Here is a 12,374-nt window from a genome sequence, read left to right as displayed (position 1 = left end):
CCTTCAGACTGTTTTTCTTTCATTATTTACCGGCAACAAGACTTTTGACATTACGGTAGATTCTCCTGTCCTGGATTCAGACCTCTCCACTCTTTCCCTCAAGAGTGGGGAAGGGAGTCTCTCAAATCCAATTATCGCTTCCTGGCTCTCCCGAAATTCTATTTCCCTGCAAGCCAATTCGATTTCTGCAAAATTGTCATTCTCTGATTTTATCGGTTCCCTCAATAATGCAAACGTCGCACTTAAAGCAGGACCTAATCTCACGTTTGATTCCCTTGTTGCAAAGATTCCTGGAGCAACATTGACAAGAGGACAGGAATACCTGAAAGCTACGGATATCGATCTTACCCTTGCCAAGGACCTGAAGCTTCAGGTCCTTGCAAAAGAAATTACCTCGAATATCCAGAATTCTGGACTTTCTTTTTCCAAACTCATAATTCAATCGTCCCTTCCTTCTTTTAATCTTGCAAAACAAAAGTTTGATATTGAGGTTTCTCTTGGGTCACTTTCTTTGAATACTAGTGATGTCAACCTTGCCATTCCCAATCTTTCAGGGAAAATAGTCATAAACGATATGGCTTTTTCACAGGTAGAAGCTTCTTTTGATTCCCTGGCAATAGATTATCAAGATTACGCAATGTCAGTGCCAACGAGCAGTATCAATGCAAGAATGCAGGACACAACCTTCTTGCTTGGATTTGCTACGAAAGACCAAGAGATTACCCATATGGAAAAAACTGGTAGCAATGCAATTGAAGCAAACTCACTGAAAGGCTCAGCAGAATTTCAAAAAAATGGACAACAGTATATGCAGTTTTCTCTGCAAGGCCTTCAGACCAATCAATTTGGAGTTGCTGTTATCCTTGATGGCATCAATATTTCTGCCCAGGCAACCAAAACTTCAAAAGGCTATAAAAATCTTGATCTTTCACTCGACAGTACGGCTACTTTAGATTGGGAAACAGAAGCAATCTCCCTTGCAAGTCCTTTGTCGCTTTCCCTACATCTTTCTGATTATTTTACCAAGCAAAGCGCTTCCCTTGATCTTGATCCTGCTTCAACAAATTTATTCACAGGCCCCTTTCTCCTTGTCCTTAGCGTATCAAAATGACAATACACAACAGCAGATACAGGCGAATTTTAGATATGGTGAACAATTGATGGCCTATGTTTTGTATGATAGACCCAGCACCGACAAGGCTACCTTCTTATTTGATTCACGTCTGGACAATCTGCAAATAGCACAATTCAAGCATGTCCTGGATACGTATGCCCCTTTCCTGAATCCTTATTATTCCGAAAAATCACTATTGACAGGCAATCTTTCTTTCCAGCCTGATACAACAGGTGAGGAAAAGATTTTTGGGTTCAAGGGTATAGTTTCCGCTGACTTGGCGTTTACAGACCTATCAATTGGCAATCGGACCCCTCAATGCAGGATCAACCTTGCTAGCCCATATACAAAACGATTCCATCACCATTGAATCCCCTTACCTTGACGACGGCAGGGTATCGTATGCTCTTTTCAGGGAATACCGATATCAACACCTGGTTACCAGCCGGTAATCTTTCCCTTTCCAATGCAACTGACGGAAATTCCTTGCTTGCCATTGACTTCGCTCCCTTGCCTCCAAGTACATACAGCTATTCTGTGACCAGTCCATTGGAAAATTCCTTTCTACTTACAGGAATAGTCAAGCATGAGGCATCCGGTAACCTATCCAGCCAGGCAAAACTATCAGTAAGGGACAAGGATTATCCCTTGGATGTGAACTTTTCGCCTCGTACTCTGGAAGCCACCCTCAATAGCGAAAAAAATCTTTCAGTTGCTGCGTCCTTTGTCCCGCCTATCTCGCTTAAAGTTGTGGCAAATCAATTCCCGTTGCCTACTTCTTCAATATTGCAGGATTCATTTCTTTCGGGAATTCTCAATTTCAATATCAATGATTTGTATGATTGGAAAATACAAACAGATCTAGTCAAGCTTACTTCTGTCGTCCTTTCCGGTAGACAGTATTCCTTTTCTGCATCCTTGGATGCAATACCAACAAAAATTCAGATAAAGGATATTTCCATTCAAGATTCTTTGCATGTATTCTCTGGCAATCTGTTGTATAACGGAACCAGATTGCAGGATAACCTAAAAGCTGGATTTTCCTTGCCTTTCACTTTTTACTTCATCTTGGGCGATAATTCTTCACAATCAATATCCTTGGCTTTGACAAATACCGGTAGCAACAGAATAGAGGGGATTGCTTTGTCAGAAGCTTTGGATTTGGGACGATTATTTCCTAAGCTATCAGGCTTGCTCCTGAATTCTTCCTTTGTAGGATATTCCAATCTTTCAGATGATCTTGACTTGGATGGAAATCTGCAACTTACCAGTTCAGATGCTTGGAATATCCCTCTCTCCCTCCAAGGGGATATCAATGCAAAGGATTCTTTACTTACATTTGGTAACGCTTTGGTAAGCTATGGTTCTTCAGTCTTGAAAGATTTCTCCATTACGCTGGATACATCCAATGGAATACTCTCCTCCTTGGGCCGTTTTATTTCTACGGACAAGGAAGGGGATCCACCACGAAATACTCATTTTAATTTTGATGTATCCCTTGGATTACCCAAAGGAAATTCCTTTTTTGCTATTTCCAATATTCTTGACACGGCTAAGAACCAGACTTTGCATGCGTCCCTGTCCCTTACCGATATTTTACTTCTTGGGGAAAAGGGGATTGCAGATGGTTCCTATTCACTCTCATATCAGGACCAGACCTTGCAGATATCCAGTGATCTTCTTTCAATTGATTACAATTTTGGCAATCATGATCTTCAGGCAACAATTGACAAACAATTTGGAATAGGCCTTGATCTGTCCGGAATTCTTTCCCCACAAAATATTCATCTGGAAGCAGACAATATCTTTGTTCCGCTGTCGTTGCTCAACAGGCTTTTCCCCAAACCCATCATGAGTTTTCTCGAAGGTAATGTAGAAGGTCAGCTGCTCTTTGACGGTCCTTCTGATAATATGAAGACCTATGGACAATTATTCGTGGATAGTTCCAAATTGAAAGTATGGTGGTTACCTCAGGATATTATCTCAGCTAAAAATATTACGGCTTCTTTCAACGGAGAAAGAGGTATAACCCCATACTTTCCTTTTTTCTCTACGAACACTACCACGGGAGAGACTGTCAGGGGTTCTGGACAGCTAACTGCCTCTCTGAAGGGTTTTTCCATACCAAGTTTCCAGGTAAATGCCGTATCGACTGAAGGTTCAATCTTTGTCAGACTTCCTCTTTTGGATATTGATGCCGATGTAAAATCCTATGCTAGTGGATCCTTTGAGCTTTTGGGAGGTAGGAAATGATACGTGGATATCAGGGGATATACTAATAGACAATGCTACCTTGAATATGGGATTGAAAGACCTTCCGTCTTGGTATATAGCCGAAAACAATACCAGTGCCAGTTTTAATATAACGACAGGTAGAAATGTATCCTTCTTCTATCCTAACTATGCAAACCCCATCATAAAGGCAACGATTAACGAAAATCAGAAACTTTCACTTTTTTATGACCACACTAAGGACTCCTTTAAGGTCGATGGTATTTTTAGCTTCAGAAGTGGTGAAATTTATTATTTCCAAAAGAATTTCTTTATCACCGAGGGATCACTCTCTTTGCGTACCGATGCTCTTTCAGGAGAAAAGGGAATCCTGCCTAAAATAAATCTTCGGGCAAAGATGGCTGATTTTGACAAGGAAGGGAATAGGGTGGATATTTATCTTGTTTTGAGGGATAGTACACTCAGTAATCTCAATCCAACCTTTGAAAGCATTCCAAGCAAGAGTATCAATGATATCCTGGAAATACTTGGACAGAGTATTCTCCCCACTGGTGCATATGGACAAGTAAATCTTTCGAGTGTAGCATCGCTGGCTGTTGCTGCAACCAGATGTAGCGGAACGACTTGGATTCATTAATAATATGGGAAATGCCGATCTTACCGAGATAATTCGCAAATCCATGGGCCTGGATATGTTCAGTTTACGAAGCAATATCGTCCAGAATGTATTGATTGATGCATTGCCGGGAAATAATTCTTCGTCTTTCAGCCCCTTGGCAAGATACCTTAATAACACGACAATGTTTCTTGGAAAATATATAGGTACAAATTTTTTCATGCAGGCATTGTTGCATCTTTCTGCCATGGATAGTTCAAAGGTCGTTCGCTCGTTCTTGGTTCCTGACCTATCGCTTGATCTAGAATTATCCCTGGAATGGAACAACCCGCTCAGTACCTTTTCCTTATTTACTCAACCCGATGAGTTTGTCGGTCAATAATATTTTGGATACCATTGGTTTTAGTGTAACCAGACGGATAGTATTGCGTTAGTTATTTTAAATAGGAGTCCATCATGAACAACCGGATAATGCATCGGCTTATTAGCCTAATGCTTGTATTTCTCTTTATTACTTCAAGCTTGTTTGCGGCCGAAGATAATCCCTGGTATATAGGGAAAAAAATCGTTTCCTTTGAAAATACAGGACTCCAGAATGTTCCTGCCAGTTCCGTTGAAGATATTCAATATTCATACATTGGCAAGATTTTTACAGATGACCTTTTCAATGAAATGCAGGGAAAGCTTTATGCACAAGACAGTTTCTTGTATTTCCTTGCAGATGCCCAGCGCACGGGAGAAGGCGGGAATGACCTTAAGATTGTGATGACCTTCCATGAACTTCCCTATGTCAGCTTGGTTACCATAAAAGGAAACGAAGGCATAAAGTCAAAATCCATCGTGGATGCCTTGACCGTAAAGGAAGGTTCTTTTCTCCAGGAACAGAATCTTACATCTTCAACCCAGGCTGTAAAGGATCTTTATTTCACAAAAGGTTACCCTGATGTACAGGTAACCGCTGATTATACCGTTGATGATGCAACCAATAAAGCTTCACTTTCCTACGCGATAGAGGAAGGGGCACAGAAAAAAATCAGTGAAATCACATTTGAGGGAAACAAAACCCTTGATTCCGAGGTTCTTAAAAAACAGCTTGAAAGCAAGGTCACAAGCTATTTCAATGCTGGCTACTATATCGACAAGACCATGCAATCAGATAAGAATAAATTACTTACTTTTTATAAAAATAATGGATATATAGACGCCAAGATTACAGATGTCCGCACTGAGGATATCAGCGCGCCGGAAGACAAGATCGTAAAACTCAGGGTAGTCTTTTCAATTGATGAAGGACCTCAATGGCTGTTCGGTGGTATCAGCGTAGAAGGAAACAATGTTTTTTCCGCAGACCAGTTCCAGAATATGGTCTCCTTGCAGAAAGGTGCCATACTGGATAATTCAAAAGTCCAGGCCGATATTTCCTCTATAGCTGACCTCTATTGGAACAATGGCTATATCTTCAATAAATTATCAACCAAGGAAATTCGTGATGAAAAGACTCATACTCTTTCCTATATCGTAACAGTTGTAGAAAATAAGCAGGCAACCATAGAAGATATCAGACTTGAGGGTCTGACCAAGACAAAACCCTATGTATTCATGCGTGAACTTACCTTCAAGGTAGGCGATATTTTCAGCAAGGAAAAATTGATCAAGAGCGCGCAAAATATCTATAATACCCTTATAGTCACCGATGTCCAGTTCGATATCCTCAACGGTACCAAGGAAAATACGGTTATTCCAGTATTCAAGGTCGTCGAAGGCAATCAGATGGGACATCCAATTCGGTGCTACCTTCGGAGGTAATGTCGATGGCTTTCCTATAAGTGGCTTTTTGCAGTGGTCCGATAAAAACCTATATGGAACAGGCCGGGACCTCTCCATTGCTACCAACCTTAGTCCTGATTCACAGAGTCTGACCATTTCTTTCACTGATGGTTGGGTAGGGGATAAACGGTGGTCGAATGGATTGAATTTCAGCTTCCTTCGGAGTGTCAAGGATTCTGGATTGCAAACCTCCACGGAGAGCAATTATTATACCGGTCATGAAGAGGATGACAACACGACGCCCTATCCTCTTGGGTATTCCAGTTACCAGAGTTACCAAGCAGATACCTCATCCCTTCCTTCCTCAGAATATCTCATGGAGTATGTCTATTACCGTTTTGCGGTTGGGTATACATCCGGATATAAATTCATGTTTGATGCCGGTTCACTTTCAATTACCGGTGGATTGTCGATAGGGTTGAACAGAGTATACTATGATAAAAATCTTTATGACCCCTATGAATATCTTATCTATCGATATGGCCAACAATGGCAGTTCTCAAATAATTTCACGTTGGATTTTACCTGGGATGGAAGGGATTTGATAGAAAATACTACCAAAGGTTATCTTCTGAGCCAAAAATTCACCTATGCAGGAGGAATACTCTTTGGATTGTCCAACTATATTCGATCGACAACCAGTGCCAGTGGATATGTTTCCCTTTTTACCTTCAATCTGAGTGATAAACCAGCCAATGCTGTATTGGGAGTAACTTCATCCGTTAACTTCATGCTTCCCCAATTTTCCTATGATTCTTCTAATGGTGGATGGATGTGGAGAGATGCAAAGGAAGGCGCCACTCGTTATGAAATGCTTTATATTGATGGCATGAATGTTGGCCGTGGTTTCGATGTCGTATATGACCAGTCATTCCTATGGGATAACCAAGTATCAATAAGCGTTCCGCTTGCCCAAAATATCCTATCGGCAGAAGTATTTGCAAGTGCTACAGGTGTGCTCTCCAAGCTCACTGATTTTAATAATTTCAACTCGATTAACTGGTATTTTTCCATGGGTGCTGGAGTGAAGCTGAAGATACCCGGATTCCCGCTTGGCCTGTATCTTGTAAAGAACGCAACCTGTATGGATAGTACGTTTGCTTGGGATGCCGGAACAATATTCACTACTTCAAGCGCTACAAGTGGATTTAAGCTTGTGCTGGCCATCTCGTCAAGCTTGTATTGATCATGGAAGAAAACGCGAAACTAACCCCGATGATGGTTCAGTACCGTCAGATCAAGGATAATAACCAAGACAAGGTATTGTTTTTCCGTCTCGGGGATTTCTATGAAATGTTTGACTCCGATGCCTTGGAAGTCTCGCGCTTGCTCAATCTCACCTTGACCAAGCGTGCAGGCCAGGCAATGTGCGGTATTCCCTACCATGCAGCGAAGGCCTATATAAAACGACTGTTGGATCTTGGTAAGAAAATAGCAATCTGTGAGCAAGTGGAATTGAATGATAATCCAAAACAACTGGCAAAACGAGAAGTTGTACAGGTAGTCACTCCGGCCACTGTAGTTGATGATGATTTCTTGGATTCAAGAAGCAATAGCTATGTTTTGTGCATTGCCTATTATCGGCAACGTGCAATGATTAGCTATACGGATATAACAAACGGGGAATTTGTACTTCGTTCGACGGATATGGACAAGCAATTCAATGCATTGCGTTCAATTCTTGAACAGGTAAGAGCTCGTGAGATCTTAGTAAATGAAGATGATTATTTCTTGCATCAAGACTTTCAAAGAATGATTGATGGCCAGAATGCAATGGTAACAAAACTCCCTTCTTGGTTTTTCAAGGCCAGGGAAGGGTATAAAATCATGTGTGAGCAGATGGAAACCAATTCCTTGAAAGCCTTTTCCCTTGATGAGAATTCCCCTGAGATCATTAGCGGGGGAGCGTTGCTTCGCTATGTGAAGGACTCCGCAAAAACGGGACTTTCTCAAATACGCACGTATACCTTGGCAAATGAAAATGAATTCCTCCAAATCGATGAATCAAGTCGAAAGAATCTTGAGCTACTTACCAACCTTCACGATGGCAGTGAGCGTTTTACGCTTTTTTCTTGCATTGACTCTACGATTACCAGTGGAGGGGCAAGGCTCTTGAAGAAATGGATTTCTTTCCCCCTCATAAACAAGCAAAAGATTCTTGACCGTCAGGATTGGGTTACCCGCTATATTGAGGATCGCACTGAACTGGAGAGAACCAGAACCATCCTAAAAAACGTCCTGGACCTTGAACGACTTACAAGCCGGATTGCGATGGGACGCTCCCTCCCTCATGACCTAGTGGGAATTGCCCGGACGGTAAAGGCGTTCTTTGATTTGGTTTCCGATTCTTTTTCTCTTTATAAGCCTTTGTTTGGAGATGATTTTACCCAAGAATCCATGCAACAGTTGATAGAGGTTGTACAGACTATCGACAAAGCAGTGAATGACCAATGCCAAGGCCCTTTTTTGGAAGGTCTGGTCATCCTCGATGGTTTTGATGAGCAACTTGATTCTTTGCGATCCTTGAAGGACAACGGCAAACAGTTACTTGATACCTACCTTGCCAAAGTACGTGCAGAAACTGGCATCACTACCATGAAACTCTCTTCCAATAGAATTCTCGGGCATTATCTGGAAGTATCCAAGGGACAGGTTGACAAAGTTCCCTCTTCTTTTTATAGAAAGCAGACTCTGGTAAATGCCGAACGCTATACCTCGGATGCATTGATCGAATGTGAAACAAAAATCCTCAAAAGCGCCTTTGAAGCAGAAAAACGGGAACGGTATCTCTATGAAGGAATTCTTTCTTCTGCCAGGGATATGAGAGACCAACTTCTGAAGATAGGAAAATTTTCTTGGTCAGGTCGATTGTCTGCAAGGATTTGCTGCGACCAGTATAAGAAATGATTATTGTCGCCCTCAATTCATTGAAAATGATTGTCTTTCAATTGTGGGAGGTCGGCATCCGGTAGTCGAACGACAACTTGGCATCGGCTCTTTTGTAGCCAATGATTTGACCATCTATCCTGGCGACAATCGTTTCTGCCTTATCACAGGTCCGAATATGGCAGGAAAATCGACCTTCCTTCGACAAAACGCACTGATAGTGCTTCTTGCCCAGATAGGGAGGTTTCGTCCCTGCCTCCACGGCTGAACTCAGTCTTGTCGATCGTCTGTATTGTAGGGTAGGTTCCAGCGACAACCTTGCAAGGGGAGAATCTACTTTTCTGGTAGAAATGCAGGAAGCTGCACATATCCTTCGTACGGCAACTTTCCATTCCTTGGTAATCCTGGATGAATTGGGAAGAGGAACCAGCACACAGGACGGTATGTCGATTGCCTATGCTGTTATGCAATCATTACTCGAGATGGGCCCTAAGACTCTCTTTGCCACGCATTACCATGAACTTGCTCAACTAGATACCTCCACGGTGCAGCTGTTGACACTCCAAGTCCTTGAACAAGGTGGAGAAATCATCTTTGTTCGTAAGGTAATAGAAGGTATTGCCAATAGTTCCTATGGATTGAATGTAGCCAAGATGGCGGGAATCCCTGCAAAAGCCCTGCGAACAGCCTTGTCGTTCCAGAAGAAACATTTCAGTGAATACGGTATTGCAAATCCTCAACTTGATTTGTTTGCCTCAGAGGTTGCTGATGATCACTTGACGGGAGAAATGCCAATCCTTTCGGAAACTGAATCTGACGTCCTCAATACAATAAAGACCATTGACCTTCCTTCATCGACTCCTATATCAGCCTTGTTGCTTTTGGAAAAATTGCAACAGGAACTTGAAGCAAATTGAGAATTGTTTATTCTTTTTCAATATGTTTTGCCAAATTTGCGGAAATTTTTCCGATGCCATTGTTTGCCCAGTTTGCAAGGAAATTCTTGAAAATGCTGCGTTTGCTCATAGATATGCTTCACATTGCCTAACCTGTGGTTATCCTATTGCTGATGCGGTATATACTTGTAGCAATTGTTCCCAAGGTTTGCTCTCCTATGGACGATATATTCCTCCGTTGTCGACACTTCTGGGGCGCTATAAATTCAGTTGTGAAAAAAGTCTTGCAAAGGTATTGGTTCCTTTATATCAATCCTTGTTGATACATTTGAAAAATCCAGTACTTGTCCCTGTCCCTGCCAGCAAAAAAGGTTTGCATGACCGTGGTTTTGATCAGATGGCATATCTTTGCAAATCCTTGGAGAGTATGCATGACTATCCTGTTTTATCATTGCTGAAAGCAAGAGGCAAGGGTGAACAAAAATTCCTTTCACGTGAACAAAGAAAACTTCGTGCTGGTTATAAAGTAATCAAAAATAAAAAATCATTGGTTGAGTCCTATGCAAAAAAGGGCTATTCTTTTGTATTGATTGATGATATTTCCACTACTGGAAGGACTTTGGAGGTTTGCGCTGATATGCTTTTAGAAGCCTATGGAATCAAACCCCAGGCAATCGTTCTTGCTTTGGCATAGGATGATTGACAAAGCCTTGGGATGTGCTTAGTATATGAATCAAGAATACGTTTGTTTATTGGGGATCGCTGACAGGCAGGTCCCTTTTTTATGGGAATTGGATAAGGTATGTTGCAAACAGGAATAGAACAGAGCGAATTATTTATGGAGTATGCCCCACTCTTGGAGGCACTTGGCGTAACCCTTGTAGATATCAGTATGGTTGAACATGGGCCAGCGGTTGTCATAACAATGATTATTTTGACAAAAGAGCATGAGGTGAGTATCGCCGAATGTTCAAAAGTGTATAAGCTTGTTTACCCACGTCTTGAAATGGTATTGGGAGAACGAGATATTCAACTTGAGGTTTCAACTCCAGGATTGCAGAGATCGTTGAGGGATTATTATGAATTTTCCCTTTATCATGGGAAAAGAGTTCGGGTCTATGATACGGTACAGGGCCAATGGGTCAGTGGTGTTATCGAAGATTCTGATAAAAACTCGTTAACCTTGCATTCCGCCCAGATCGGTGACGACAAGGAGATCCTTGAGTCAATGACCGTTGATTTTTCACAGATACAGAAAGCGAAACTTGACTATAGATGGGAGGACAATTCACATGGCAACTGAATTAGGTGATGCTATTCGGAATATGATTGCGGAAAAGGGAATATCTGAGGAATTGGTAATCAATACCATAGAAGACATCCTCCGTGCTGCATATAAACGAAAATATGGAACTGAAGAAAATGCCGTTATTGAATTCAATGAAGATTTCACATCCGTGGAACTCAGTGCACGCCGAAAGATTGTCGACGATGATAACTGGTATAATGAAGTTACCGAAATTGCTCTCAGCGACGCCCAGAAGATTCATGAAGACTGTGAAATCGGAGACGAGTTGCTGATTCCTGTTGATTTGAAAGAATTTGACAGAATCAGTGTACAGAGTGCAAAACAACGAGCTCATCAGAGTTTTCGGGATATCCAGAAAGATACTCTTTACAGTGAATTCAAGGCCAAGGAAGGACAGCTCATCATTGGGTATTTCCGTCGTCAGATTGCAAATGGTGATATTTATGTTGATATTGGTACCACTGAAGGAATTCTTCCTCGCAGAAATCAGTCAAGTCGAGAAAGTTATGGCAATAATGACAAGATAAAATGTTATGTTGACAGGGTCGAAAAGGCTGAGAGAGGGGTTCGTGTCGTATTGTCCAGAACCAGTCCCGAACTTATTCGCGAATTATTTGAGGTTGAGGTTCCTGAAATTGCCCAGAACCTGATTGATATCATTAAAATTGTCAGGGAAGCCGGTTACAGGACTAAAGTTGCCGTAGCTTCACGCAACGACGATATCGATCCTGTGGGAGCTTGCGTTGGCTTGAAGGGAAATCGTATCCAGACTATAATGAGTGAGATAGAAGGGGAGAAAATCGATATCCTTCGGTATGATCCAAATCCCGTTAATTATATCCGCAATGCTTTATCTCCTGCACAGGTCAGTGATGTAGTCATAATCGATAAAAACATTTATCATGCAGTTGCGATAGTTGATGAGAGCCAACTTTCTCTGGCAATTGGCAAACAAGGATTGAATGTCCGATTGGCCAATAAACTTTGTGACTGGCTTATCGATGTAAAGACTCCGGCACAGTTCCAGGAAATGGACATAGCTACTGAAGCACGCTCCAGGGCAGAGAGCATCTTCAAGGAAGATGATATTTTCAATGAGATCGAGGATGAACAGATTCAGGGTGAAGTTGCGAATTTATCAGAATCCGCACAGCAAGAAAGTGGCGTTAGTGAAGATGAAATTGCTCTTTCTGATCTTCCCCTTGATGCAAACCTTCTTAGTAAACTGCAATTCCATGACGTTTACAGTGTTGAGGAATTCATCAATCTTTCTGATGAGGAATTAACTTCTTTTGGGGATTTGAGTGATGAGGATATCAATCAAGTAAAGGATACTATCAACGAGTATGTCGATATCGTTGAAGATGAAGATGATGGACAAACTGAGTATGTATGCCCGAACTGCGGTTCACCCATCACCACTGATATGACTGTTTGCCCGAATTGTGGCACTGGTCTTGCATTTGAGGTAGAGTAATATTATCCAAGAGGGAA

13 protein-coding genes are annotated in these 12,374 nt (G+C 41.7%); all 13 read left to right on the top strand.

What is annotated here, in order from left to right:
• Nucleotides 1–1,111 (top strand): hypothetical protein (locus ACHZBG_RS18370; RefSeq protein ID WP_320130911.1); only part of this gene is annotated, 1,111 nt, incomplete at its 5' end.
• Nucleotides 1,112–1,160: 49 nt separating this feature from the next.
• Nucleotides 1,161–1,484 (top strand): hypothetical protein, encoded by a 324-nt coding sequence (locus ACHZBG_RS18365; RefSeq protein ID WP_320130910.1) that lies wholly within the window; start codon nt 1,161–1,163, stop codon nt 1,482–1,484.
• Entirely contained in the window at nt 1,481–3,367 is a 1,887-nt protein-coding gene (locus tag ACHZBG_RS18360; RefSeq protein WP_320130909.1) for a hypothetical protein, read from the top strand. The genes ACHZBG_RS18365 and ACHZBG_RS18360 overlap by 4 nt, the downstream gene beginning before the upstream one ends.
• A gap of 46 nt (nt 3,368–3,413) precedes the next feature.
• A complete protein-coding gene (locus ACHZBG_RS18355) occupies nt 3,414–3,983 on the top strand; it encodes a hypothetical protein (protein ID WP_320130908.1) in 570 nt (189 codons plus the stop codon).
• Nucleotides 3,943–4,344, top strand: a complete 402-nt coding sequence (locus ACHZBG_RS18350; RefSeq protein WP_394699434.1) for a hypothetical protein — start codon at nt 3,943–3,945, stop codon at nt 4,342–4,344. The genes ACHZBG_RS18355 and ACHZBG_RS18350 overlap by 41 nt, the downstream gene beginning before the upstream one ends.
• Nucleotides 4,345–4,454: 110 nt before the next feature.
• Nucleotides 4,455–5,768, top strand: coding sequence for a POTRA domain-containing protein (locus tag ACHZBG_RS18345; RefSeq protein WP_320130906.1), 1,314 nt, complete (start codon nt 4,455–4,457; stop codon nt 5,766–5,768).
• The gene (locus tag ACHZBG_RS18340) at nt 5,656–6,975 is read left to right on the top strand and encodes a BamA/TamA family outer membrane protein (protein ID WP_320130905.1); all 1,320 of its coding nucleotides are present in this window, start codon (nt 5,656–5,658) and stop codon (nt 6,973–6,975) included. The genes ACHZBG_RS18345 and ACHZBG_RS18340 overlap by 113 nt, the downstream gene beginning before the upstream one ends.
• A 2-nt stretch (nt 6,976–6,977) precedes the next feature.
• On the top strand, nt 6,978–8,696 hold the full coding sequence (locus ACHZBG_RS18335) for a hypothetical protein (protein ID WP_320130904.1): 1,719 nt from the start codon (nt 6,978–6,980) through the stop codon (nt 8,694–8,696).
• 43 nt (nt 8,697–8,739) lie between these two features.
• Entirely contained in the window at nt 8,740–8,943 is a 204-nt protein-coding gene (locus ACHZBG_RS18330) for an AAA family ATPase (protein ID WP_320130903.1), read from the top strand.
• A gap of 19 nt (nt 8,944–8,962) precedes the next feature.
• Nucleotides 8,963–9,592: a hypothetical protein gene (locus ACHZBG_RS18325; protein WP_320130915.1), complete on the top strand. Its 630-nt coding sequence runs from the start codon at nt 8,963–8,965 to the stop codon at nt 9,590–9,592.
• Nucleotides 9,593–9,614: 22 nt separating this feature from the next.
• The gene (locus tag ACHZBG_RS18320) at nt 9,615–10,265 is read left to right on the top strand and encodes a hypothetical protein (RefSeq protein WP_320130902.1); all 651 of its coding nucleotides are present in this window, start codon (nt 9,615–9,617) and stop codon (nt 10,263–10,265) included.
• A 108-nt stretch (nt 10,266–10,373) separates the two neighbouring features.
• Nucleotides 10,374–10,874 carry a ribosome assembly cofactor RimP gene (locus tag ACHZBG_RS18315; protein WP_320130901.1) on the top strand — a complete coding sequence of 167 codons (501 nt, stop codon included), beginning with the start codon at nt 10,374–10,376 and terminating at the stop codon, nt 10,872–10,874.
• On the top strand, nt 10,864–12,357 hold the full coding sequence (gene nusA / locus ACHZBG_RS18310) for a transcription termination factor NusA (RefSeq protein WP_320130900.1): 1,494 nt from the start codon (nt 10,864–10,866) through the stop codon (nt 12,355–12,357). The genes ACHZBG_RS18315 and nusA overlap by 11 nt, the downstream gene beginning before the upstream one ends.
• Nucleotides 12,358–12,374 lie beyond the last annotated feature (17 nt).

It is taken from the genome of uncultured Sphaerochaeta sp. (genome assembly GCF_963676625.2).
In the GTDB taxonomy this organism is placed as follows: Bacteria; Spirochaetota; Spirochaetia; order Sphaerochaetales; family Sphaerochaetaceae; genus Sphaerochaeta.
The sequence above is the reverse complement of the archived record's forward strand: the minus strand, read 5'-3'. Positions and strand labels throughout refer to the sequence as shown.